Source organism: Candidatus Pelagibacter communis (assembly GCF_001179925.1).
Classification (GTDB): Bacteria; Pseudomonadota; Alphaproteobacteria; order Pelagibacterales; family Pelagibacteraceae; genus Pelagibacter; species Pelagibacter ubique_E.
Map to the genome: position 1 here is coordinate 1 of NZ_CVSF01000068.1, position 23,492 is coordinate 23,492.

General features: G+C 28.4%; 25 protein-coding genes, 1 tRNA gene and 1 pseudogene. 18 read left to right on the forward strand and 9 right to left on the reverse strand.

Annotated features, from left to right (window positions below; all coding sequences use genetic code 11):
* The 5 genes from uvrB to pgsA form a co-directional block, all read left to right on the forward strand.
* On the forward strand, positions 1-2,019 hold a 2,019-nt coding region (gene uvrB / locus AMN70_RS04745), incomplete at its 5' end, for an excinuclease ABC subunit UvrB (RefSeq protein WP_075502281.1).
* Positions 2,001-2,756, forward strand: coding sequence for an SDR family oxidoreductase (locus AMN70_RS04750; protein ID WP_075502283.1), 756 nt, complete (start codon positions 2,001-2,003; stop codon positions 2,754-2,756). The genes uvrB and AMN70_RS04750, both read left to right, overlap by 19 nt.
* A complete protein-coding gene (locus AMN70_RS04755; RefSeq protein WP_075502285.1) occupies positions 2,753-3,178 on the forward strand; it encodes a dihydroneopterin aldolase in 426 nt (141 codons plus the stop codon). The genes AMN70_RS04750 and AMN70_RS04755 overlap by 4 nt, the downstream gene beginning before the upstream one ends.
* The gene (gene uvrC, locus AMN70_RS04760; protein ID WP_075502287.1) at positions 3,165-5,000 is read left to right on the forward strand and encodes an excinuclease ABC subunit UvrC; all 1,836 of its coding nucleotides are present in this window, start codon (positions 3,165-3,167) and stop codon (positions 4,998-5,000) included. The genes AMN70_RS04755 and uvrC overlap by 14 nt, the downstream gene beginning before the upstream one ends.
* A gap of 9 nt (positions 5,001-5,009) precedes the next feature.
* Positions 5,010-5,594 carry a CDP-diacylglycerol--glycerol-3-phosphate 3-phosphatidyltransferase gene (pgsA, locus tag AMN70_RS04765; protein WP_075502289.1) on the forward strand — a complete coding sequence of 195 codons (585 nt, stop codon included), beginning with the start codon at positions 5,010-5,012 and terminating at the stop codon, positions 5,592-5,594.
* On the opposite strand, the gene AMN70_RS04770 is transcribed toward pgsA, so the two are convergent.
* Positions 5,591-6,472, reverse strand: a complete 882-nt coding sequence (locus AMN70_RS04770; RefSeq protein ID WP_075502291.1) for a branched-chain amino acid aminotransferase — start codon at positions 6,470-6,472, stop codon at positions 5,591-5,593. The genes pgsA and AMN70_RS04770 overlap by 4 nt on opposite strands.
* Positions 6,473-6,537: 65 nt before the next feature.
* Between AMN70_RS04770 and AMN70_RS04775 the strand changes: the two genes are divergently transcribed.
* Genes AMN70_RS04775 through AMN70_RS04785 form a run of 3 tightly spaced genes read left to right on the forward strand, consistent with a single transcriptional unit; the run spans position 6,538 to position 8,945 of the window.
* Entirely contained in the window at positions 6,538-6,975 is a 438-nt protein-coding gene (locus AMN70_RS04775; protein ID WP_075502303.1) for a MarR family winged helix-turn-helix transcriptional regulator, read from the forward strand.
* Positions 6,968-7,645, forward strand: coding sequence for a response regulator (locus AMN70_RS04780; RefSeq protein WP_075502305.1), 678 nt, complete (start codon positions 6,968-6,970; stop codon positions 7,643-7,645). The genes AMN70_RS04775 and AMN70_RS04780 overlap by 8 nt, the downstream gene beginning before the upstream one ends.
* Positions 7,626-8,945, forward strand: a complete 1,320-nt coding sequence (locus AMN70_RS04785) for an ATP-binding protein (protein ID WP_075502307.1) — start codon at positions 7,626-7,628, stop codon at positions 8,943-8,945. Before AMN70_RS04780 ends, AMN70_RS04785 begins: the two co-directional genes overlap by 20 nt.
* Here the strand turns inward: AMN70_RS04785 and AMN70_RS04790 are convergent.
* The gene (locus tag AMN70_RS04790) at positions 8,923-9,174 is read right to left on the reverse strand and encodes a hypothetical protein (protein WP_075502309.1); all 252 of its coding nucleotides are present in this window, start codon (positions 9,172-9,174) and stop codon (positions 8,923-8,925) included. The genes AMN70_RS04785 and AMN70_RS04790 overlap by 23 nt on opposite strands.
* Before the next feature lie 50 nt (positions 9,175-9,224).
* On the opposite strand from AMN70_RS04790, the gene lgt reads away from it, so the two are divergent.
* From lgt to ychF, 7 genes and pseudogenes are all read left to right on the forward strand, one after another.
* A complete protein-coding gene (gene lgt, locus AMN70_RS04795) occupies positions 9,225-10,001 on the forward strand; it encodes a prolipoprotein diacylglyceryl transferase (RefSeq protein WP_075502311.1) in 777 nt (258 codons plus the stop codon).
* Positions 9,982-11,025 carry an SAM-dependent methyltransferase gene (locus AMN70_RS04800; RefSeq protein WP_075502313.1) on the forward strand — a complete coding sequence of 348 codons (1,044 nt, stop codon included), beginning with the start codon at positions 9,982-9,984 and terminating at the stop codon, positions 11,023-11,025. Before lgt ends, AMN70_RS04800 begins: the two co-directional genes overlap by 20 nt.
* 2 nt (positions 11,026-11,027) lie before the next feature.
* Positions 11,028-11,789 carry a peptidoglycan editing factor PgeF gene (pgeF, locus tag AMN70_RS04805; RefSeq protein WP_075502315.1) on the forward strand — a complete coding sequence of 254 codons (762 nt, stop codon included), beginning with the start codon at positions 11,028-11,030 and terminating at the stop codon, positions 11,787-11,789.
* A gap of 7 nt (positions 11,790-11,796) precedes the next feature.
* Positions 11,797-12,730 (forward strand): annotated as a pseudogene (locus AMN70_RS05770) (ribose-phosphate pyrophosphokinase).
* 45 nt (positions 12,731-12,775) lie between these two features.
* Positions 12,776-13,519, forward strand: a complete 744-nt coding sequence (locus tag AMN70_RS04815; protein ID WP_075502317.1) for a 50S ribosomal protein L25/general stress protein Ctc — start codon at positions 12,776-12,778, stop codon at positions 13,517-13,519.
* A 34-nt stretch (positions 13,520-13,553) separates the two neighbouring features.
* Positions 13,554-14,114, forward strand: coding sequence for an aminoacyl-tRNA hydrolase (gene pth / locus AMN70_RS04820; protein WP_075502319.1), 561 nt, complete (start codon positions 13,554-13,556; stop codon positions 14,112-14,114).
* Positions 14,114-15,187, forward strand: coding sequence for a redox-regulated ATPase YchF (gene ychF, locus AMN70_RS04825; RefSeq protein WP_075502321.1), 1,074 nt, complete (start codon positions 14,114-14,116; stop codon positions 15,185-15,187). The genes pth and ychF overlap by 1 nt, the downstream gene beginning before the upstream one ends.
* On the opposite strand, the gene AMN70_RS04830 is transcribed toward ychF, so the two are convergent.
* Genes AMN70_RS04830 through petA form a run of 3 tightly spaced genes read right to left on the reverse strand, consistent with a single transcriptional unit; the run spans position 15,164 to position 17,721 of the window.
* Positions 15,164-15,907, reverse strand: a complete 744-nt coding sequence (locus tag AMN70_RS04830) for a cytochrome c1 (protein ID WP_425304116.1) — start codon at positions 15,905-15,907, stop codon at positions 15,164-15,166. The genes ychF and AMN70_RS04830 overlap by 24 nt on opposite strands.
* 32 nt (positions 15,908-15,939) lie before the next feature.
* The gene (locus tag AMN70_RS04835) at positions 15,940-17,205 is read right to left on the reverse strand and encodes a cytochrome b (RefSeq protein ID WP_075502325.1); all 1,266 of its coding nucleotides are present in this window, start codon (positions 17,203-17,205) and stop codon (positions 15,940-15,942) included.
* 6 nt (positions 17,206-17,211) lie between these two features.
* A complete protein-coding gene (petA, locus tag AMN70_RS04840) occupies positions 17,212-17,721 on the reverse strand; it encodes a ubiquinol-cytochrome c reductase iron-sulfur subunit (protein ID WP_075502326.1) in 510 nt (169 codons plus the stop codon).
* A 93-nt stretch (positions 17,722-17,814) separates the two neighbouring features.
* Between petA and AMN70_RS04845 the strand changes: the two genes are divergently transcribed.
* The 3 genes from AMN70_RS04845 to greA are packed head-to-tail and all read left to right on the forward strand — an operon-like array spanning position 17,815 to position 19,584.
* On the forward strand, positions 17,815-18,288 hold the full coding sequence (locus AMN70_RS04845; protein WP_075502328.1) for a tRNA (cytidine(34)-2'-O)-methyltransferase: 474 nt from the start codon (positions 17,815-17,817) through the stop codon (positions 18,286-18,288).
* Positions 18,279-19,106, forward strand: coding sequence for an oxygen-dependent coproporphyrinogen oxidase (gene hemF, locus AMN70_RS04850; protein WP_075502330.1), 828 nt, complete (start codon positions 18,279-18,281; stop codon positions 19,104-19,106). The genes AMN70_RS04845 and hemF overlap by 10 nt, the downstream gene beginning before the upstream one ends.
* A 1-nt stretch (position 19,107) precedes the next feature.
* Entirely contained in the window at positions 19,108-19,584 is a 477-nt protein-coding gene (gene greA, locus AMN70_RS04855) for a transcription elongation factor GreA (RefSeq protein ID WP_075502332.1), read from the forward strand.
* On the opposite strand, the gene AMN70_RS04860 is transcribed toward greA, so the two are convergent.
* From AMN70_RS04860 to AMN70_RS04875, 4 genes are all read right to left on the reverse strand, one after another.
* A complete protein-coding gene (locus AMN70_RS04860) occupies positions 19,581-20,855 on the reverse strand; it encodes a CCA tRNA nucleotidyltransferase (RefSeq protein ID WP_075502334.1) in 1,275 nt (424 codons plus the stop codon). The two genes, greA and AMN70_RS04860, sit on opposite strands and share 4 nt — an antisense overlap.
* A 3-nt stretch (positions 20,856-20,858) precedes the next feature.
* A tRNA-Gln gene (locus AMN70_RS04865) sits at positions 20,859-20,932 on the reverse strand.
* A 32-nt stretch (positions 20,933-20,964) separates the two neighbouring features.
* Positions 20,965-21,807 (reverse strand): 4-(cytidine 5'-diphospho)-2-C-methyl-D-erythritol kinase, encoded by an 843-nt coding sequence (locus tag AMN70_RS04870; RefSeq protein WP_075502336.1) that lies wholly within the window; start codon positions 21,805-21,807, stop codon positions 20,965-20,967.
* On the reverse strand, positions 21,807-23,492 hold the full coding sequence (locus AMN70_RS04875) for a tetratricopeptide repeat protein (RefSeq protein ID WP_102133141.1): 1,686 nt from the start codon (positions 23,490-23,492) through the stop codon (positions 21,807-21,809). The genes AMN70_RS04870 and AMN70_RS04875 overlap by 1 nt, the downstream gene beginning before the upstream one ends.

Consider the following 23,492-nt stretch of genomic DNA (forward strand, 5'->3'; position numbering starts at 1 on the left):
AATAAAGAGGAATTTAATCAAGTATTACTGGGAGTAACTGGTTCGGGAAAAACTTTTACAATGGCAAAAGTTATTGAAGCAACCAACAGACCAGCGCTGATTTTAGCTCCAAATAAAACTCTTGCCGCGCAGCTGTATGGTGAGATGAAAACATTTTTTCCTGATAATGCAGTTGAATATTTTGTGTCTTATTATGATTATTATACACCTGAAGCCTACGTTCCTAGATCAGATACATATATTGAAAAAGAGGCATCTATTAATGAACAGATTGACAGAATGAGACACTCTGCAACAAGATCACTTTTAGAGAGAGATGATGTATTAATTGTTGCCAGTGTATCTTGTATTTATGGTTTAGGTTCAGTTGAAGCCTATAGTAAAATGACTCTAACTCTTCAAAAAAATTATGATTATAACAGAGAACAAATAATCAAATCTTTAGTAGCTTTACAATATAAACGTAATGACCAAAATTTTTATAGAGGTACTTTTAGAGCTCGTGGAGAATATCTAGAAATTTTTCCATCCCATTTGGAAGATAGAGCTTGGAGACTAAGTTTATTTGGAGATAAACTTGAAAAAATTGAGGAGTTTGATCCTCTGACAGGAGATCAAGTGAGAGAATTAAGTTTAATTAAAGTTTATGCAAATAGTCATTATATAACTCCAAAACCAACTGTTGAACAAGCAATCATAAATATAAAAAAAGAATTAGAAATTACACTTAAAAAACATCGAGCAGAAAATAAATTACTTGAAGCTCAAAGGTTGGAAGAACGAACTAAATTTGATCTTGAAATGATTGAGGCGACTGGTTCTTGTGCTGGTATTGAAAATTATTCAAGATTTTTATCTGGTAGAAAACCAGGAGAGCCCCCACCTACTCTATTTGAATACTTTCCAGATAATACACTAATTTTTGTTGATGAATGTCATGTAACGGTTCCACAATTAAACGGAATGTATAAAGGAGATAGATCAAGAAAAAGCACTTTAGCTGAATATGGTTTTAGACTTCCTTCTTGTATGGACAATAGACCATTAAAATTTGAAGAGTGGGATTTAATGAGAACTCAAACAGTTTTTGTTTCTGCAACACCAGGACCTTGGGAATTAGAGCAAACAAAAGGTAAGTTTATAGATCAAGTGATAAGGCCTACAGGATTAATTGATCCACCTGTTGAGATAAGGCCAGCAAAAAATCAAGTGGACGACTTAATGCACGAGTGTAAAAAAGTAATTGAAAATAATCATAGAGTTTTGGTTACAACTCTAACAAAAAAAATGGCTGAAGATTTAACGGAGTATCTTCATGAAAATGGAGTTAAAGTAAGATACTTGCACTCAGATATTGATACTCTAGAGAGAATAGAAATTATGAGAGACTTAAGAATGGGAGTTTTTGATGTTCTTGTCGGAATTAACTTATTAAGAGAAGGTTTAGATATTCCAGAATGTGCATTAGTTGGAATTTTAGATGCTGATAAAGAAGGTTTCTTGAGATCTGAAACTTCATTAATTCAAACTATAGGAAGGGCTGCTAGAAATGTTGATGGAAAGGTAATCTTATATGCTGATAAAGAAACAAAGAGTATAAAAAAAGCAATTCAAGAAACTGAAAGAAGAAGAAAAATTCAATTAAATTATAATAAAAAACATAAAATTGATGCAAAAACAGTTAAAAAAGAGATTAACGATATTTTAGAGAGCGTTTACGAAAAAGATTATGTAAAAATTAGTGAAGGTTCAAATGTTGGTGGTAATCTTAAGAAACACTTAAAAGCTCTTGATAAGAAAATGAAAGAGGCTGCATCTAATTTGGAATTTGAAGAGGCGGCAAAAATAAGAGATGAAATAAGAAAATTAGAAAGTACAGAACTAGAAATCACATTAAATCCTAAAATAAGACAATATGATGTAAAAAATAAACTTTATCCAAAAGGTAGATCGACAATGGGTATGCCTGGGACTAAAGTCACAAAAAAAAAAGATAAAAAATGGAAGCACAGAGGATAATCATTACTGGAGGAGCAACAAGAATTGGTGCTGCAATTGCTGAGAAATTGTCAGGTCCAAACAAGAAGATTGTAATTCAATATAACAAATCTAAGTCTAAAGCAGAAAATCTGAAAAAAAAACTTCAAGATTACGGAACAAAAATATATTTAGTAAAAGGAGATTTAAGCAAAGAAAAAGATATTAATAAAATTATCAAATTTTCTAAATCAAATTTGAAGTATTTTGATTGTCTAATTAATAACGCATCATTATTTGAAAATGATAAATTAGAAAACTTTAATTCAAAAAGTTGGGAAAATCATATTTCGACTAATCTTAGAGCGCCTGCTCTTTTGTCAAAAGAATTTTCAAAAAATATAAAGAGTAGAAATAACAATATTATTAATATAATTGATCAAAGAGTATTCAAGCTTACTCCATATTTTTTTTCATATACTTTAAGTAAAACAGGTTTGTATACATTAACTAAGACTTCTGCGATGAGTCTCTCACCAAAGATAAGAGTTAATGGTATAGCTCCAGGTCCAACTATCAAAAATAAAAGACAGTCTCAAAAACATTTTAAAAATCAATATTTAGCTACACCATTAAAACAAAAAGTTAATGTAGACGAGATTTGTAATGCTGTTGACTTTTTTATAAAAAACAGCTCTATTACAGGGCAAATTTTAGCAATTGATAGTGGTCAAAGTTTAAATTGGCAAACACCTGATATAATTAGAAGCAAGGAATGAAAAAAAATAATCTAAAAATAGTTAAAATAGATAAATCAAAAAGTCTTTTTAATTATGAAAAAAAAATTCTTATTAATGATCTTATTTTAGATTTAAAACTTGGCTATTATGATTTTGAAAAAGAAAAACCTCAAAAAGTAAAATTTAGTCTTGAGATTGATTATCAAGATAAAAAACCATCAAATGATAAAGATATAAAATCTATTGTTAACTATGGTACTATTGTCAAACTCATAACAAAGTTAGTTAAAAAGAAACATTATAATTTTTTGGAAACTCTAGCTGAAGCTGTTTTTGATGAATTATTTAAAGATAAAAGAATTGCAAAAATAATGCTAAAAATTGAAAAATTGGAAATTTTAAAACAATGTTCATCTGTTGGTATTCAAATTACCAAAAAGAGAAGTCATGATAAGCTCTGAAATTGGCAAAGAAGTAATAAAAAAAGAACTCACATTAATTCCTAAGTTACCTGGTGTTTATAGAATGTTAAATGAGAAAGGAGATATTCTTTATGTGGGTAAAGCAAAAAATTTACCAAATAGACTAAAAAGTTATGTAACTGAAAAAAATCACATAATCAGAACGGAAAGGATGCTGTCTCAAACAAGAAAATTGGAGATAACAACAACTTCAAATGAAAGCGAGGCTTTACTTCTTGAAGCTAATTTAATCAAAAAATATAAACCAAAATTTAATATTTTGTTGCGAGATGATAAATCTTTCCCTTTTATATTTATTGGTAACAAGGACAAATGGCCACAAATAAAAAGGCACAGAGGGAAAAAAACAAAAGAAGGTTTTTATTTTGGACCTTTTGCTTCAGCAGGCTCGGCTAATTGGACAATAAAGATGATACAGAAAATTTTTCACTTAAGGGTTTGTGATGATACAGTCTTTAAAAACAGACAACGTCCTTGTATCTTATATCAAATCAAAAGATGTTCTGGTCCATGTGTTGGATACATTGAAGAGGATGAATATAAAAAAACTGTTCAAGATGCTATAGAATTTGTTTCTGGCAAATCAAGAAAAATTCAGAAAAATCTCTCAGACCAAATGGAAAAAGCTAGTGATGATTTAGATTTTGAAAAAGCAGTCATTTTAAGGGATAGAATAAAATCATTGAACATTATTCAATCATCTCAAAGAATTAATGAGGCAAATTTAATTGAGGCTGATGTAATTGCTGGCTACAAAGAGTCGGGAAAAACTTGCATTCAAGTTTTTTTTTATCGCTCAAAACAAAATTGGGGTAATCAAGCTTTTTTTCCAAAACATGATCCTGATGAAAAACTAAGTGATATATTAAACTCTTTTGTCTCTCAATTTTATGAAAATAAAAGCGTTCCTTCATCAATAATATTAGCTGAAGAGATTAAAGAAAAAATTTTGATAGAAAAAACTCTTTCTCAAAAAGAAGAAAAACAAATAAATATTTCTATCGCAAAAAAAGGATCAAAATTAAAAGTAGTTAATCAAGCTATCAAAAACGCAAAAGATAGCTTGAATAGAAAGCTTTATGAAAGCCAAAATAATAGAGAACTATTTGATGCAGTTGCAAGTAAATTTAATCTAGAAACAAATATTAATTTGATAGAAGTTTACGATAACAGTCATATACAAGGAACAAATAGTGTTGGAGCATTAATCGCTTATGGTGATGAAGGATTTGTTAAAAAAAGATATAGAAAATTTAACATCAAAATTCAAAAGAATGAACAAGATGACTATGGCATGATGCGAGAAGTGCTGAATCGAAGATTTAAAAGAGCTATACAAGAAAAAGATAATTACCTGACATTTCCTGATTTAGTAATGATTGATGGTGGAAAAGGCCAATACTCTGTTGCTAGGGAAACTTTGAACGAATTAGGGCTTCATGATTTACCTATAGTAGCAATAGCTAAAGGAAAGCTGAGAAATAGTGGAAACGAAACTTTTTTTCATAATGGTAAAGAGTTCAAGTTTACTAAAAATGACCCTACTTTATTCTTTTTACAAAGAATAAGGGATGAGTCTCATCGGTTTGCAATAAGTGCACATAGAGCTAAAAGAAAAAAAGGTATCAGCAGATCTTTACTAGATCAAATTGAAGGTATAGGTTCTATAAGAAAAAGAGCTTTATTAAATCATTTTGGCTCAGCACGGGCTGTTGAGTCAGCTAGTCTAGATGAAATCAAATCAGTTGAAGGTGTTGAGGCAAAAGTTGCAAAAAGGATATATAATTTTTTTCATGAATAAATAAAAATTATGCTTAAAAAAATACCCAATATACTGACAGTCGGAAGAATATTAATCGTTCCATTTTTTGTGTTGGCCTTTTACTTGCCTGGATTTTATGGGGATTTGACAGCTTTAATTTTATTTATAGTTGCATCCTTTACAGATTTTTTAGATGGAATGCTAGCAAGACTGCTTGGTGAAGAGTCAAAACTAGGCGAATTACTTGATCCTATTGCAGATAAAATTATTGTGGCAACAGCTCTTATTCTATTGGTTATGGACGGAACTATAAGAAATTATGAGGTAATAGCTGCTATAATTATTTTAACTCGGGAAATTTTAATATCAGGATTAAGGGAGTTTTTAGCTAAAGGAAAAATTAAACTACCTGTTTCTAATCTTGCTAAACTGAAGACTATATTACAAATGGTATCAATTGGACTTTTGCTATCTGGAGAAACAGGAAACAAAATCATAAATTTTCAAGATTATAATGCCCAGACTATAGGTATAATATTATTATGGTTATCTGCGGCTCTAACTTTATTTACGGGATATGAATATATGCGTAAAGGAATTGATCATGCAATCTCTGAAGATAGTAAAGATTAAGCTGCTTTTTTCTTTTTTACTAAATCTTGGTAACTTTTATTTAATTCAATAATTGTCTCACAGACTTTAAATTGATTTTCAGCAATACAAGAAACAGGAGTTACTTCTGCTGCAGTTCCTGTTAAAAAACATCCAACAAAATTTTTTAATTCCCCAGGTTTAATTTTTCTCTCATGAACTTTTATATTCTTGGATTTTGCGATTTCAATCACTGTTCTTCTTGTAATTCCATCTAGAAAAGAATCAGGAATAGGAGTATGTAATTCCCCATTTTTGTCTTTAAAGAAAATATTAGCTCCTGTTGCTTCTGCAACATTTCCTTCATGATCTAACATAAGTGAGTCTGTATAACCTTGTTTTTCAGCTTCATGTTTTGATAGAGTACAAATCATATAAAGACCTGATGCTTTTGTATCCCAAGGAATTGTATCAGGAGCAGGTCTACGCCAACTTGAGATATTTAATTTGATACCCTCAATTTTAAGTTTTGGATCAAAATATGATCCCCATTCCCAAGTTGCGATTGCAACATGAATTTTAGTTTGTTGGGCAGATATTGCCATCATTTCACTCCCTCTCCAAACAACTGGTCTAACGTATCCATTTTCAACTTTCTGAGTAGCTATTATCTTGTTTGATGCAGAATTAATTTCTTCCTCTGTATAAGGTATTTCAAAACCCATCCTTTTAGCTGAATAAAACAATCTTGAGGTATGTTCCTCTAATTTAAATATTGATCCATCATACACCCTTTCACCTTCAAAAACACAACTTGCATAATGTAAACCATGACTTAATACATGTAATTTTACATCTGACCAGTCAACTAACTGGCCATTGTACCATATTTTGCCTGATCTTTTATCGTAAGGTATCATTATGAAAAAATTATTACTGAAAATTATCTTTGTATCTATAATATGTCAATATAACTTACCATTTAATGAAAGAGCTTCTTTATTTAAAAGATGAACAATTAAAAGATTTGATTGAAAAAATGTTTATTGGATATAGAGAGATTTTCTCAGACTCCAAAAAAATTCTTGATAAGCATTCAATCGGTTTAGCTCATAATAAGGTAATTCATCTACTTTCAATGTATGAAGGTATTTCAATTTCAGAACTACTAAAAAGATTAAAAGTCACAAAACAAAGTCTAAACAGAGTACTAAAAGATTTAATTAAACTTGAAATCATTGAATTTAAAAAAGATGAACAAGACACGAGAATTAAGCATGTTTTTTTGAATGACAAAGGTAAAAAAATTTTTAATGAAATTTTTCAGATACAAAAAAAAAGAATATATAACGCTTTACTAAACTCTAAATCTGAGGAGGTTTTAAATTTTGATAGCGTTCTTAACAAAATTATAAATGGATGATTTTTTAGCACATATATTGGTAGTTGATGACGATGAAGGAATTAGATCATTGGTCAAAAAGTATTTAGATGAGCAAAAATATTTAATCACAACTGCTAACAGTGCTGAAGATGCATATGAAAAAATTAAAATAATTAAATTTGATATAATAATATTAGATATCATGATGCCTGGTAAAAGTGGTTTAGAATTTATTCAAGAAAATAAGAAAAATTTAGATACTCCTATAATATTATTAACTGCAAAAGGTCAGGCTGATGAAAGGGTTGAAGGTTTAGAAATTGGAGCAGATGATTATTTACCAAAACCTTTTGAACCCAAAGAATTACTTCTAAGAATAAAAAATATTTTAAATAAAACAAAAAAAAGAGATTTAAAAAGAGTAATTGAATTTGAAAATATTAAAATTGATCTAAATAAAAAATTAATTTTTAAAAATGAGATTGAATATAAAATTAACAATACTGAAAAAATTATATTGGAAAAAATGATTAATAATCCTGGAAAAACTTTTGAAAGAATGGAAATAGGAAAGTTAATTGATTTAGATAAAGAAAGATCGATTGATGTAATTATAACTAGATTAAGAAAAAAAATAGAATTAGATCCAAAAAATCCAAAATTTCTTCAAACAATAAGGGGTGCCGGTTATGTTTTATGGATTGAATAAATTTATCAAAAATTTGTTACCCAAAAGATTATTTTATAGAGCGCTATTAATAGTTGCGGTGCCCGTTATTGTTATTCAATTAGTAATAACTATAGTTTTTTTTGATAGTCTTTGGATAAAAACAAATAAAGGAATGACAAGAGCTTTGGTGAATGAAATTAAAACTTATATTGAAGTGTATAGTAATGATATTTACGACAAGGATGAAATCACTAATCTTTTTTCAATTTATCAAGATCTAAATATCGAATTTGTTCAAGATAATGATTTTGATTATACGTACGACGAAAGATGGTTTAGTCCAATAGATCGAACTTTAAGAAGAGAATTAAAATCAAGGTTTGGGTCGAATAGTTACTGGTTTAGTACTACAAATTACAGAGAGTTAATCGATTTAAGAATTAAATTCAAAGATGGTTATTTTAAATTTTTAATTCCAAAGGACAGACTCACAAGTTCTTCTGCCAGAATATTTGGTCTTTGGATAACTGTACCTGCATTAATTATGGTAATCATATCATTAATTTTTTTAAAAAATCAAACTCGACCTATAACTGCATTAGCTAAAGCTGCTGAAAAATTTGGTAAGGGAGAAGAGATTGAAGAGTTTAAACCATCAGGCGCATCGGAAATTAGACAAGCAGGTTTTGAATTTGACAGAATGAGAAAACGAATATTGAGACACTTAAATCAAAGATCAGAGATGCTTTCTGGAATTAGTCATGATTTAAGAACACCTTTAACAAGAATGAAATTACAAATGGCATTCATTAAAGATAAAGACATTTCTAGCAAATTGACTGATGACATTAATGAAATGGAAAAAATGTTGAATGAATATCTGCAATTTACTAGCTCATCTTACCTAGAAAAAGATAAATTATTTAATTTAAGCGAACTTATTAATCAAATCATCTTAAAATATAATAATGAGAATATAACAATTAATTCAATAGATAAGATTTATTGTAATGGAAGAAAAAACTTGATTAAAAGATGTATTAACAATTTAATTGATAATGCGTTAAAATATGGAAAAAAAGTTAATGTGGAGCTTACAAAAAAATCCACTAATATTTTTATTAAAATTGAAGATGATGGACCTGGAATACCCAAAAATGAGTACGATAACGTTTTCAAACCATTTTATAAAATAGACAAAGGAAGAGCCGAAGCTAAATCTAGCGTTGGGCTTGGTCTTTCTATTGCCTCTGATATAATTCGTTCACACGGCGGCAACATAAAATTAGAAAAATCAAAATTAAATGGACTAGGAGTTAAGATCTTTTTACCTGCTTAGATTTCTTTCTTTTTTGAGGTTTAAACTTTTCAATTTTCTTTTCCAAATTTTCTACTCTTTTAGTTAATACATCAAATTCATCCTTACTGGTAAGTTTCATTTTAAAGACTATTTCATCTCTTTTTGATTTTAAAATCGTAATTAACTCAGTAGTTAAGTCTCTAGAGGAAATTAAGCCTTGCTCAAATAACTTTGTTATTTTATCGAACACAAATTTTGAATTTTTCATATATTTATTTTATTACATAATATAGTTATATCTTATTATTATAATTTGTAATGTTCATTAATAATTTTGACCCAGTCGCAATAGAGATTTTTTCACTTGAAATAAGATGGTATTCTTTGGCCTATATAGTTGGCATATTGAGTGGATGGTATCTAGCAAAAAATTATTTTTCAACTAAAGAAATAAAAGAAAAATTTGATGATTATATTACTTATGTCATAATAGGTTTAATAATAGGTGGAAGATTAGGATACGTTTTATTTTATAATTTAGAATTTTATATCAATAATTTTTTAGACATATTTAAAATTTGGCATGGAGGTATGTCCTTCCATGGTGGAGTTATAGGTATAGTGATAGCGAGTATTTTATTTTCAAAAAAAAATAATGAAAATATTTTCAATTATCTAGATATTATTTCTTTAGTGTCACCAATTGGAATTTTCTTTGGACGGATTGCTAATTTTATTAATTCAGAATTGTATGGTTTTGAGACATCTTTACCATGGGGCGTACAATTTATTCAAATAGATAATTTGTATCGTCATCCCTCACAAATATATGAGGCTATTTTGGAAGGATTAATATTATTTTTAATTTTATTATTTTTTTGGAAAAAAGAAAAATTTAAAACACCAGGAAAGTTATCATCTTTATTTTTGATATTTTATTCAACTTTTAGATTCATTGTTGAATTTTTTCGAGTCCCTGATGAACAATTAGGATACATACTTTTAAATTTAACAATGGGTCAACTAATAAGTTGTGTTTTTTTTATAACAGGCTTTATTCTTTACAGTTTTACAAATGAAGCTGAAAAAAAATAATAAAATACCTTTAGACAAATTTATCGATTTTTGTCTTTACGATAAAACTAATGGATATTATATGAAAAAAGATCCATTTGGAAAATCTGGTGATTTTACAACATCGCCAAATATTTCAAGGCTATTCTCTGAGATGATAGCAATTTGGACCATCAGTTTTTGGAAAAGCTTAGGTTCTCCTAAAAAATTTAATCTAATTGAATTAGGAGCAGGCAATGGAGAAATGATGAAAATTATGATTGAGAGTTTTAAAAAATTTCCACCTTTTTTTAAATGTTGCAATATTATTATATATGAAAAAAGCCCACTATTGATAAAGAAACAAAAAAAAAATATTCATTTTAAAAATATTAAATGGTTAAAAAGTTTAACGGAGTTAAACAAACTCCCAAGTATATTTTTAGCTAATGAGTTTTTTGATGCGATACCAATAAAACAATTTTTTAAAGAAGGAAATAATTGGTATGAAAAATTGGTCGGAATTTCAGGAAAAAAAAAGCTAAACTTTTTAAAAAGGAAGATAAATATCAAAAATTTGGATAAAAAATTTAGATTTAAGATTTCATTAAACCAAAATTTTATAGAATTTTCTCCATTAGGAGTAAAATATTTAAAGAATATTTCAAAAATTGTAAAAAAAAATGAAGGTGGATTACTAATCATAGATTATGGTCATTTTGAAAAAAAGATGAAAGATACTTTACAAGCTATTTACAATAAAAAATTTTCAAAAATTTTAGATAATGTTGGAAAATCTGATATAACTTACAATATTAACTTTCACTTAATTGACAAGATTATAAAAAATTTTAATTTAGATATAAGTTATACAACTCAAGGAAAATTTTTAATTAATCTAGGGATTTATCAAAGAGCTGAAATTATAAGTAACAATAAATCTTTTTATGAAAAGGCAGATATATTTTATAGACTTAAAAGATTAACCGATAACAAAGCGATGGGAGAACTTTTTAAAGTTATGTTAATAAAAAATAAAGAAAATAAATCTCATACAGGATTTTAAAATTGTTAAAATCAAAAAAATTATCAAAATTTTCTGATCTCACACATTACTTCTTCAGTAATAAAGGAGGGGTTTCAAAAGGTATTTATAAAAGCTTAAATTGTGGAATAGGCTCAAAAGATAAAAAAATTAACGTAAAAAAAAATATTAATATTGTTAAATCAAAAATAAGAACAAAATCTAGACAAATTTTTTTTGTAAAACAAACGCATAGTAATAAATTTGTGTTTTTAAGCTGCAATTCAATTATAAAAAATAGAAGTGTATCAGCTGATGCAATTATTTGTGAAAAGAAAAGAATACCTATTGCTGTTTTGACTGCTGATTGTGTACCAGTTTTAATTTATGATAATTCAAGAAAAATAATTGCTGCGATACATGCGGGATGGCGCGGAGCCTATAATGGTATAATAAATAAAGTAATAAGATATATGATTTACAAAAAATGCACTCCTAAGAATATGACTGTTGCAATAGGTCCTTGCATATCCAATCAAAACTATGAAGTTAAAAAACCTTTTAGAGATAAATTCTTGAAAAAAGATAGAAATAATATTCAATTTTTTAAAATAAGAAAAAATAAGATTTATTTTGACTTAGCGAATTATGTAAAAAAACAAGTTAAATTAAACCTTATAAAAAATATAGATCTAATAAATGTTGATACTTTTGACATAAAAAATAATTTTTTTAGTGCAAGAAGATCTTTAAAGCTAAATCACAATGATTATGGTAGAAATATATCTTTAATTATGGTTAATTAAATTTTTAATGAAATTATTATCAGGAAATAGCAATAAACCTCTTAGCAAAAGTATAGCAAAATATTTAAAGTCTAAACTTGTTAATTCAAGTATAAGAAAATTTTCGGATGGAGAAATTTATATTGAAATTAATGAAAATATTAGAGGAAACAGCATTTTTATTATTCAGTCAGTTTCCTCTCCTGCGAACGACAATTTAATGGAATTGCTGCTTTGTATAGATGCACTTAAAAGGTCATCTGCTAAAAATATTACAGCGGTAATACCTTATTTTGGTTATGCTAGGCAAGATAGAAAGGTTGTTCCAAGAACTTCTATCTCAGCTAAATTAGTTTCTAACTTAATAACAAAAGCTGGAGCGGATAGAATTGTTACGGTCGATTTGCATGCAGGACAGATTCAAGGATTTTTTTGACATTCCAGTTGATAACCTTTTTTCAACACCAATATTTGCGAGACATATTAAAAAGAAAATAAAAAGTAAAAATATTATTTGTGTAGCACCTGATGTTGGTGGAACTGAAAGAGCGAGAGCTTTGGGTAAGTTATTAAATGTTGGTTTAGCAATTGTAGATAAGAGAAGACCAAAGCCAGGAAAATCCCAAGTTATGAATGTCATTGGAAATGTAAAAGATAAAACATGTGTAATTGTAGATGACATAATTGATTCTGGTGGGACAATAACTAATGCTGCTAGAGCTTTAAAAGACAGAGGTGCAAAAGAAGTTTATGTTTATATAACACATGGTGTTCTAAGTGGAGAAGCGGTTAAAAAAATTAAAAATTCTGTGATAAAAAATTTAGTTATCACCAACACAATAGATAACGTGGTAAAAGTTAAAAAAGCTAAAAACATTGAAGTTTTATCAATTTCTAGCTTAATGGGTGAAGCTATTAAAAGGATTTCAAACTCTACTTCTGTATCTGATTTATTTAAATAATTACCTTGAGTTATTTTAAAACATGGGCTAAAAACCTGTGTTTTTATGATTTCATTAAATGCTACTACCAGAGACAATAAAACAAGAGGTCAGCTCAGCGCTATAAGAGATAGTGGAAATGTACCTGCGATAGTCTATGGAGGCAAAGAAAAGAATGAAAAAATTTCTATTTCAACGAAACTACTTAAATTAACAATAGAAAAAGAAAACTTTTTATCAAACATAGTTACTTTATCTGTAGATGGCAAAAATCAAAACGTATTACCTAGAGAGGTTGTCTATGACGTTGTGACAGATGAACCAATTCATGTAGATTTTTTAAGAGTCGTTCCAGGAGTGAAAATAAGAATTGAAGTTCCTGTTGAATTTATTAATCATGAAAAATCGCCAGGTCTTAAAAGAGGTGGTGTACTTAATATTGTAAGAAGAAAAGTTGAGCTTAAATGTCCTAGCGAAAAAATACCTGAAAAATTAACTTTAGATCTTGATGGAATTGATATTGGTGAAAGTTTTAAAATTTCATCAGTTAAACTTGAAAATGATGTTGTTCCAACTATTCAAGGTAGAGATTTCGTTATTGCTACCTTAGCAGCACCAACGGTTATGAAAGAACCAGAAAAACCTGCTGAAGCTGAAGAAGGAGAAGGTGCTGAAGCAGCTGAAGGTGCTGAAACAGCAGCTGCAGATGGAGAGAAGTCAGCAGCTGAGAGTGATAAAAAAGAAGGTGATAAAAAAGAAGGTGACGATAAAAAGCCTGCTGATAAAAAACCACCTGAAACAAAAAAATAATCAATTAAACAGAAATTTAAATTCCAATTAATTTATGCTTTTATTTGTAGGTCTTGGAAATCCAACACCAGACAGTGAGAACAATCGACATAATGTCGGTTTCAAAATTATAGATGCAATAAATAAAAAATTTAGTTTATCAAAACAAAAACCAAAGTTTAAGGGTTTACTTACAACTGGTAATATTGAAGGTGAAAAAATTTATGCTATTAAACCTTTAACATTCATGAATAACTCAGGAATCTGTATTAGAGAATTATTAGAATATTTTAAGTTTGATGCTGAGAATGTAATTGTATTTCATGATGATCTCGATGTTGAGTTTGGAAAAATAAAAGCAAAATTTGGGGGATCCAGTGCAGGACACAATGGAATTGCTTCTATTGATAAATTCATTGGAAAAGATTATTCAAGGGTGAGAATTGGAATTGGAAAACCAAAAACTCCCATTAAGGTGGAAGATTATGTTTTGCAAAATTTTGATGAAGAGGAACTTAATGGTATTGATAAAATTTCTAACAACATCACAGAGTCTATCGGTGACCTTGTAAATAAAAAATTGGATTTATTTTCAAGCACCGTAAATAATAAATAATGAGTTTTAAGTGTGGTATAGTAGGTTTGCCTAACGTTGGCAAGTCAACACTCTTCAATGCTTTAACTAATTCAAGTAAAGCTCAAGCAGCAAATTTTCCGTTTTGTACAATTGATCCTAATGTTGGCATAGTACCTGTACCTGATGAAAGGTTAAATAATCTCGCAGAAATTTCCAAATCAAAAAAAATAATTAATACAACTATATCTTTTGTAGATATTGCTGGATTAGTAAAGGGCGCATCAAAAGGAGAAGGGTTAGGAAATAAATTTTTATCACATATAAGAGAAGTAGATGCAATCATTCATATGATTAGATGCTTTGACTCTAGTGATATTCAAAATGTAAACTCTACAGTTGATCCAGTAAGAGATCTTGAGATTATAGAAACAGAAATGCTACTGGCAGATCTTGAGTCTATTCAAAAAAGATTACAGAAAAGTAATAAAAAAAACATTGAGGAGGTGCAAGTAAAAATTCTCGAATTTGCTTTAAATTATATAAATAGTAATAAAGATATTTCCAATCTAAAGAATGAATTTGATAAAAAACAGTTACAACAAAGTGGATTATTATCTGTAAAACCAAAAATATATGTTTGTAATGTGGATGAACAAAGTGTTCAAACTGGAAATAATTATACAAAAAAATTCTTAGATCAATACGGACAAGAATACACCCTAATAGTTTCTGCCGATATAGAAAATCAAATTAATGAACTAAATAATAATGAAAAAAAAAATTATATGGAAATGATCGGACTTAAAGAAACCGGATTGAATTTATTAATACAAAAAGGTTACAAAATTTTAGAGTTAGAAACTTATTTTACATCAGGGCCTGAGGAAACTAGAGCGTGGACTATTCAAAAAAATTGTACTGCTCCAAAAGCAGCTGGAGAAATTCATAGTGATTTTGAAAAAGGTTTTATTAGAGCTGAAACAGTTTCCTATGATGATTTTATTGCTAATGAAGGTTGGTCGAACTCTAAAACAAATGGTAAAATGAGACTAGAGGGTAAAGAATATATTGTTAAAGATGGAGATGTTTTAAACTTCCGTTTCAATACGTGACCAAATTCTTTTCATACTAAAATAAACCAATATTGTGAGAATTATTAAGTACAAGATTGCTTTAAAACCCATCTGGTGTCTTGACTCTAGATGAGGTTCTGCTGCCCACATCAAAAAAGTTGTCACATCTTTAGACATTTGTTCAACTGTTGAATTTGTACCATCAGCATATTCAACTAGTCCATTAGATAATTGATTGGCCATTTTAATTTTATTTCCATACATATATTTATTATAATAAACTCCCTCATCCAGAACTATACCAGCGGGTGGATCTTCATAACCTTGAAGTAAAGAATATATATAATCTACTCCACCACCTCGTGCTTTTACTAAGACTGACATATCAGGAGGGTATGCCCCACCGTTTGCAGCTTGAGCAGCTTTAACATTTTCATAAGGCATAACGAATTTATCTGATAATTTTCCAGGTCTAGTAAACATTTCACCATCTGCATTTGGTCCATCTATTACCTCAAATGATGCAGCAATTGCTTTTGCTTGGGCTTCTGTGAATTCAGGTCCGCCTTTCTCAGCTAAATTTCTATAACTTAAATATTTCATTGAATGACAGGATGAACATACTTCGGTATATACTTGGTATCCTCTTTGAAGTGCACCTCGATCAAATTTGCCGAAAAGACCTTTAAAACTCCAATCCGTTTTCAAATACTCAACTTTTTCAGCTGCATTAGTATTGGTTTGAGACCCGATAACGATTGTTAAGATTATTAATATTCTAAAAAAGTTTTTCACTTATGTTTTGATCTTTCTTTCATTTTCGCTGGAGCAAGACTTGGCGATCCACCTAACACAGGTTCAGTAATACTTAAAGGAATAGGCAGAGTTTTTTCTTTATATCCTAAGACTGGCAATATAACTAGAAAATGTAAAAAGTAATAAGCCGTAGCTACTCTAGCTATCAACAAATATAATCCCTCTGCAGGCATTGCACCCACATAGCCCAAAATCAAAACATCGGCAACTAAGATCCAATAAAACTGTCTATATAAAGGTCTGAATACCGCTGATCTAATTTTTGAGGTATCTAGCCAAGGGAGAGCAGCTAAAATAAAAATAGCCGACAACATAGCTACCACTCCCAAAAGCTTATCCGGAACTGATCTTAAAATTGCATAAAAAGGTAACAAGTACCACTCAGGAACAATATGTGCAGGTGTCACTAACGGATCAGCTTCAATATAATTATCTGCATGACCTAATATATTTGGAGTGTAAAATACAAAAAACGCAAAAACAATCATAAACATTAATAAAGCAAAACCATCTTTAATCACAATATAAGGATGAAATGGTACTGTATCTTTAGATGGTTTTTTTATATCAATACCCACTGGGTTATTATTTCCTGGAACATGTAATGCCCAAATATGAAGAACGACTAAACCTAAAATTAAAAATGGTATTAAATAATGAAGTGTAAAAAATCTTGTTAAAGTTGGATTGTCTACGGAATAACCGCCCCATAACCAAGTTACAATTCCTTCTCCAACTAAAGGTATCGCACTAAACAAATTTGTTATCACAGTTGCTCCCCAGAAACTCATTTGTCCCCAAGGTAGTACATACCCCATAAATGCAGCTGCCATCATTAATAGATATATTATAATACCTATTATCCAAATTACTTCTCTTGGGGCTTTGTAGGAGCCATAGAATAAAGATCTAAATATATGGATATAAACTGCTAAAAAAAACATAGATGCTCCATTAGCGTGAATGTATCTAATTAACCATCCATAATTAACATCTCTCATTATGTGCTCTACACTATCAAAAGCCATATCGGCATGAGCAATGTAGTGCATTGCCAACACTAGGCCTGTTACAATTTGAGTTATTAAACAGAAAGTTAAAATGCCTCCAAATGTCCACCAATAATTCAGATTTTTTGGAGTAGGATAATCTGTTAAGTGATTAGCTAAAGTTAATAAAGGTAAACGATCGTTAAACCATTTTCCAACTCTAGACTTGGGTGTATATTCTTGATCACTCATAAAAGTTTATCCAATCTTAATCGTATTAGAATTGACAAATTCGTATTTTGGAATTTCCATATTTGTTGGGGCTGGACCTTTTCTGATTCTTCCTGAAGTATCATAATGTGACCCATGACATGGACAAAACCAACCATTGTAATCTCCTTTCTGGTCTAATGGGACACAGCCTAAATGAGTACACACACCTAGCATAACCAGCCATTCGGGATCTTTAGCTCGATCTTCGTCTTTTTGAGGATCTTTCAAATCTTCTAACTTTACAGATTTAGCTTCTGCTATTTCCTCTTGGGTTCTTCTTCTGATAAAAACCGGTTTTCCTCTCCATAATACAGTTATAGTTTTACCCGGGTTTACTTCACTCACATCTACTTCGGTACTAGCTAATGCTTTAACGGATGCATCTGGATTCATTTGATCAATCATTGGCCAAATCGTTGCACCCACTCCTACCGCTCCTACAGCGTAAGTAGCTGTGAATAAGAAATCTCTTCTATTGGTTTTTTTTTCTGACATTAAATATTTTAATTAAATATACTCAATATTGATTTTTTCTACTTAAATATATGATTTCATATAATATAAAATAGTAAATTTACTACTGAAAGAATGACACAGAATTCAACAAATCATGGGCCTAAAATTGCGTTATTTGAACCAGATATTCCACAAAATACAGCTGCAATAATTAGAACATGTGCCTGTCTTGGGGCAAAACTTGAAATAATTGAGCCTTGCGGATTCTTATTGTCTGATAAAAGATTTAAGAGAGTCGTCATGGATTATATGAACGAAAAAGATATTAATTTTTATAAAAATGCTGATATTTTTTTTAATTCAAAAAAAAACAATAGAATAATACTTATGACTACTAAAGCCTCAATTTCTTACACAAAATTTAAATTTGAGAAAAATGATACAATCTTATTTGGTCGTGAAACTGCTGGTGTTCCAGAAAAAGTACATAAATTATTAGATAATAAACTTAAAATACCAATGAAAAATAACAAACGTTCGCTAAATTTAGCATCATCTGTTGCAATTATTTTATCTGAATGCTTAAAACAAACAATATGGACTTAAATATTAAAAAAGATTTAGTAAGCAATTGGTTCAAGCTTCTTCAAAATGCTATTTGTAATGACATTATCAGTTTAGAAAATAGTAGAGTGAAGTTTACCACTACTGCTTGGAAAAAAAATCAAATTAAAGATGAAGGGGGAGGTGAATATAGAATACTTAAAAATGGAATAGTGTTTGATAAGGTAGGTGTAAATTTTTCAGAAGTTTATGGAAAATTTCCTAAAAAATTTCAAGATAATATATATGGTGCAAGTGAAGATCCAAGATTTTGGGCATCAGGAATATCAGTTGTTATGCATATGAAAAATCCTTTGATTCCTGCTATGCACTTTAATACACGGTTCATATCGACTACAAAGGAATGGTTTGGGGGTGGAATGGATGTAACACCATCGAAAAAAGATGATTTAGAAAAAAAATATATTCATGAAACTTTAAAGAAAATGTGTGATCAGCACGATAAAAATTACTATAGAAAATATAAAAAATGGTGTGATGAATATTTTTATTTATCTCATAGAAAAGAAGCAAGAGGAATTGGAGGGATTTTTTTTGATTATAAAAAAAATAATTTTGAAAAAGATTTCAAGTTCATTAGAGATGTGGGTATTACTTTTCAATATTTATTTAATAAGATAATTAGAAATAAAAGAAAAAGGAAATGGACAATTAATGATAAAGAAAAACAGTTTATTAAAAGAGGCAGATATACGGAATTCAATTTGTTGTACGACAGAGGAACTAAATTTGGATTGCAAACTGGTGGAAATGTAGAAGGTATTTTAATGTCCCTGCCTCCTCTAGCAAAATGGATGTAAGATGGAAAAAGAACCTATAACACTTAATGGATTGGAGAAACTTAAAAAGGAACTTATTTTTTTAAAAGAAAAAAAAAGACCTGAAATTGTTTCAGCTATTGCAGAAGCAAGATCGCATGGAGATTTAAAAGAAAACGCAGAATATCATGCTGCTAAAGAAGAACAATCGCATAATGAAGGAAGGATTACTGAGATAAATGATATTATTGCAAGAGCGAATGTAATTGATGTCACTAAAATTAATAATGAAGGAAAAGTGATTTTTGGTTCAACTGTATATCTCGAAAATTTAGATACTAGTGAAAAAATTAATTATAAGATTGTTGGAAAAGATGAAGCTGATTTAAAGGAAAAACTTATTTATTTTAAATCTCCTATTGGAAGAGGTTTAATAGGAAAAAATAAAAAAGATCTTGTTGAGATTAATACACCAGCTGGAACTAAAAATTTTGAAATTATAGATGTTAAATATATTTAATGATTGATTATTTTATCAATTTGCTTTTCAGTCAATTGAAAATTATTGTTCACCCATTCTTCTTCGATAATCTTTAATTTATCTCCAAGATATTTTCCCTCGGGAATTTGATATTTTTTCATTAGAATTCTAGCACCAAATGGCATTGTTGGTAATATTTTAGACTGAAATTCATCAATAAATTTAATAAATTTGTTATTAATTTTTTTTGACCTTAGAAGTTTATAGCTTAAAATATCAATAACAGACTGTTTTCCCGTATAATAAAAAATTTTATTCAAATTATTTTCTGAAAAAGATTTGCTTGTAATTTTTTCTTTGTAAAAATTATCTATTATTTTAAGTCTTTTTTGGTCTTTTTTAGAAATATTAAATTTATAAATAAAGTAATCTGCATTATCTGATCCATCAATAATTAAAACAGATAATAAAAATATAAAGTCAGCTTCTGCAATTTTTTTTTGAGTAAACTCATTTGGATATGAAAAAATTTTTATATTCTTGATTTGAGGAAAAACAATTTCAAATAATTCAATTGAAAACTTGTCTCTAGAAAGTTTAGTTAAAAGATTAGATTTAATAAGTTTCTTAAGCTCATCTAATAATCTTTCTTTTGATAAATTTGAAATTCCGACAATATTTTTTTTGATTAATTTGGCGGTTTTCAAATCATGTTCGTGATTGGAATAACTCAGATAAAATCTGAGATAACGTAGTATTCTTAAATAATCTTCTTGAATTCTTTTTTCGGGTTCACCTATAAATTTTATAATTCCTTTTTCTAAATCGTCCTTTCCATTAAATGGATCAAACAAATTACCATCAATGTCTGAATAAATTGCATTAAAAGTAAAATCACGTCTTGAAGCATCTTTTTTCCAATCAGTTGAAAATTTAACTTCTGCATGCCTTCCATATGTTGCAACATCTTCTCTTAGACTTGTTATTTCAAAATGATAATCATTGATTACAGCAGTTATAGTGCCATGCTCAATTCCAGTTTTGTAATAATCAATATTATCTTTATTTAAAGCGTCACAAACCTGATTAGGACTTAAATTAGTTGCAAGATCAATATCGTCGACTTTTTCCTTTTTAATTATTTTTCTTATACACCCACCAACATATCTTATTTCACTATCAGACGAAAAATTTTTGATTGAATCAAAAATTTTTTTTACAGGTGTAAGTTTAGCTAAATCTTTTACCCCTTGGGCAATATAATTTGAGTTTTGAGTTATCTTAATAAATTTATTAATAAAATTAATCATATATGGCTGGGGCGCTAGGATTCGAACCTAGGATGCAGGTACCAAAAACCCGTGCCTTACCGCTTGGCTACGCCCCAATTTAATTTTCGTATATCACAAAAAAATAAATTTATATAGTTTTTGAAGTTTTACACCAGTAATTTCTAAATTTTTTTTTTACTTTTTTTCCAGCGTCTTCACACTTTTTGCCTGATTTAAAATATACAATTAACGCAGAGCCTGAACCAGTCATTCTTACAAATTCAATATTTGATAATTTTTCTAAATATTTTTTTAAATCATTTAATTTTTGATATTTATTTAGCGTTATAGGTTCTAGATCATTCTTCATTTCTCTTAAAAAACCGACACTAAACATTTTTTTTGAAGCAGGGCTAAATTTTGACTTAGAAAATTTTTTAACCCCTGAAAAAATTTCTCTGGTTTTACATCCAAAATTTGGTTTAATTATAAGAACGTATTTTTTTTTTTTTATTGAAAAAGTTTTTATCGTATTATTTGAGTTTAAAATTAAGTTTTTTGCATAAAGGCCAAGCACTACATCAAATCCGATTAAATTTGATATTTGAAAAATTTCCTTTTTACCAATTTTTATCAATTTTCTTTTTATTAAAAATTTTAAAATACTTGCCGCATTCATAGATCCACCACCAAGGCCAGCTTCTGATGGTATATTTTTTTTTATTATTATTTGATATTTATCTTTAAGTATTTTTTTTTTATCTATAATTTCAAATAATTTTGAGACTGTATTTTTTGATTTAATCTTTTTTGAGAACTTTCCTATGAATTTAATCTTATGTTTTCTCTCTTTAATTTTTTTTATTAAAATTTCATCATGCAAACGTAAAAAACTAACTATACTCTCAATTTTATGTAATGAATTTGATTTGCCAATTACATTTAAAGCTAAATTGATTTTTGCATGAGATTTTAACTTAAAATAACTCATTAAGAGCTTTTAGGTCCATCAATTAATTTTATTTGAATTTTTTGAATTAGCTCTTGGTCTATATCTTCCATTTTTAAAACTGCAAACCAAAAATATCTAGCTTGTATTTTTCTATTTAATTTCCATAAGATATCACCATAATGATCGTTAACTATTGGATCATCTGGCATTAATTCAACTGCTCTTTTTAAAAAATTTTCTGCTTTCTTAAAATCATTAATCAAATAATAAGCCCAACCTATAGAGTCAATTATATAGGGATCATCATTTTCTTGAGAATATGCATTTTCTAACATTTCTATCGCTTCATTAATTTTGTAATCTCTTTCAAGCCAAGAATAAGCAAGATAATTTAAAACATATGCGTCGTCAGGATTAATCTTTAAAGAGTCTTGCAAATCTCTGTCTGCATTAGAGTAGTCTTTTAATCTCTCATAAGTCCCTCCTCTTCGATACAGCAAGTCTGCCTTCACTTCATCTTCATCATTTAAAGAATTTATAATTTTTGAGTAATACTTAATTGCTTGAGAATATTCTTTAGCATTTTTACTGAAATTAGCTATATCAAAAATGAATTTAATATTAGGATTATTTATCTTTTCGAATTTAGAAGTTAAATAATTTAGAGCTTCTTTTTTATTGGCAGTTTTTGAAATTATTTGAGCCTCCTTTTTTACTCTATACCAATAATAAAAATCTTGTTTTTTATTAAAATTTTTTAAAATTGATTTAGCTTCTTCATAATTTTTATTCAGATAAAAATTTTCAGCAACTAATGACAAATTAAAAATGAATTCAGGATTCAAATAATTAGATAAACTTAAATAGTAGTTTGATTTTTCAAATTCATTTTGTGAAGAGTAAAGATTTGAAACAAGAAATAAAAACTCTGATAAAATATCATTAGGATTTTTACATGAAAAAACTTTTTCAAACTCATCATAAGTTTTTTTTTCTATCCAGCTTTTTCCCTGTGACAACAATAATGTAGTACTGATATAATCTAGATCATCAGTAATTTCTTTTGCCTCTTTGAATTGGTCCTTTTCAATTAAATATGTTAAATAAAAATAAATATACCTTGAATAGTCTGATTGAGCGTTATTAATTAATCTTGAAAAATATGAGCCAGTTTTTTTATCATCCAAATAACACCTTTGAAAAGTCTCAGTTATCAAAGATAAGTTACCAAAATCTTGGGTTTTCTCTTTGAGCTTTTTACTTTGAAATACAATAATAAATTGCTCAAGCGAATTATGAATAATAAATTTAAAACGATCTTTTTTCAAAGTTTCTGGAACATCTTTTAAAATTTTTCTAGCTTTATCAATTTTATTTTTTTTAAGATTGTCTAATGCTAACAAAATATAAGCTTCAAAAAAATTTGAATTATTTTTTTCATTGTTTGTCTTAATAAGATTAATTGCTTGAGATAAATTACCCTCTAAGACTAATGATGTAACAAACCTTTCCAAATATGGATCATGCTTGTTCATTAATATTTTGGAAGATGAAAAAAAATCAAGAGCTTCAGAATTATTTTTATTTTCAAAAGCAACTATACCTGAAAAATATTTTGACAATGTTTTTGAATTAAAATCCTCGAAACTATTGCTTTTAGAAAATATAGGACTCTGGTAAAGTAGAAGAAAAAATAAAATAATTATTACTTTTTGTTTAAACAT

What these genes read in the sequence shown, in the direction of transcription:
- AMN70_RS04750 (WP_075502283.1), top strand. Translation starts at nt 2,001, where the DNA reads ATGGAAGCACAGAGGATAATCATTACTGGAGGAGCAACAAGAATTGGT.
- AMN70_RS04755 (WP_075502285.1), top strand. Translation starts at nt 2,753, where the DNA reads ATGAAAAAAAATAATCTAAAAATAGTTAAAATAGATAAATCAAAAAGT.
- uvrC (WP_075502287.1), top strand. Translation starts at nt 3,165, where the DNA reads ATGATAAGCTCTGAAATTGGCAAAGAAGTAATAAAAAAAGAACTCACA.
- pgsA (WP_075502289.1), top strand. Translation starts at nt 5,010, where the DNA reads ATGCTTAAAAAAATACCCAATATACTGACAGTCGGAAGAATATTAATC.
- AMN70_RS04770 (WP_075502291.1), bottom strand. Translation starts at nt 6,472, where the DNA reads ATGATACCTTACGATAAAAGATCAGGCAAAATATGGTACAATGGCCAG.
- AMN70_RS04775 (WP_075502303.1), top strand. Translation starts at nt 6,538, where the DNA reads ATGAAAGAGCTTCTTTATTTAAAAGATGAACAATTAAAAGATTTGATT.
- AMN70_RS04780 (WP_075502305.1), top strand. Translation starts at nt 6,968, where the DNA reads ATGGATGATTTTTTAGCACATATATTGGTAGTTGATGACGATGAAGGA.
- AMN70_RS04785 (WP_075502307.1), top strand. Translation starts at nt 7,626, where the DNA reads ATGTTTTATGGATTGAATAAATTTATCAAAAATTTGTTACCCAAAAGA.
- AMN70_RS04790 (WP_075502309.1), bottom strand. Translation starts at nt 9,174, where the DNA reads ATGAAAAATTCAAAATTTGTGTTCGATAAAATAACAAAGTTATTTGAG.
- lgt (WP_075502311.1), top strand. Translation starts at nt 9,225, where the DNA reads ATGTTCATTAATAATTTTGACCCAGTCGCAATAGAGATTTTTTCACTT.
- AMN70_RS04800 (WP_075502313.1), top strand. Translation starts at nt 9,982, where the DNA reads ATGAAGCTGAAAAAAAATAATAAAATACCTTTAGACAAATTTATCGAT.
- AMN70_RS04815 (WP_075502317.1), top strand. Translation starts at nt 12,776, where the DNA reads ATGATTTCATTAAATGCTACTACCAGAGACAATAAAACAAGAGGTCAG.
- pth (WP_075502319.1), top strand. Translation starts at nt 13,554, where the DNA reads ATGCTTTTATTTGTAGGTCTTGGAAATCCAACACCAGACAGTGAGAAC.
- ychF (WP_075502321.1), top strand. Translation starts at nt 14,114, where the DNA reads ATGAGTTTTAAGTGTGGTATAGTAGGTTTGCCTAACGTTGGCAAGTCA.
- AMN70_RS04835 (WP_075502325.1), bottom strand. Translation starts at nt 17,205, where the DNA reads ATGAGTGATCAAGAATATACACCCAAGTCTAGAGTTGGAAAATGGTTT.
- petA (WP_075502326.1), bottom strand. Translation starts at nt 17,721, where the DNA reads ATGTCAGAAAAAAAAACCAATAGAAGAGATTTCTTATTCACAGCTACT.
- AMN70_RS04845 (WP_075502328.1), top strand. Translation starts at nt 17,815, where the DNA reads ATGACACAGAATTCAACAAATCATGGGCCTAAAATTGCGTTATTTGAA.
- hemF (WP_075502330.1), top strand. Translation starts at nt 18,279, where the DNA reads ATGGACTTAAATATTAAAAAAGATTTAGTAAGCAATTGGTTCAAGCTT.
- greA (WP_075502332.1), top strand. Translation starts at nt 19,108, where the DNA reads ATGGAAAAAGAACCTATAACACTTAATGGATTGGAGAAACTTAAAAAG.
- AMN70_RS04860 (WP_075502334.1), bottom strand. Translation starts at nt 20,855, where the DNA reads ATGATTAATTTTATTAATAAATTTATTAAGATAACTCAAAACTCAAAT.
- AMN70_RS04870 (WP_075502336.1), bottom strand. Translation starts at nt 21,807, where the DNA reads ATGAGTTATTTTAAGTTAAAATCTCATGCAAAAATCAATTTAGCTTTA.
- AMN70_RS04875 (WP_102133141.1), bottom strand. Translation starts at nt 23,492, where the DNA reads ATGTTTAAACAAAAAGTAATAATTATTTTATTTTTTCTTCTACTTTAC.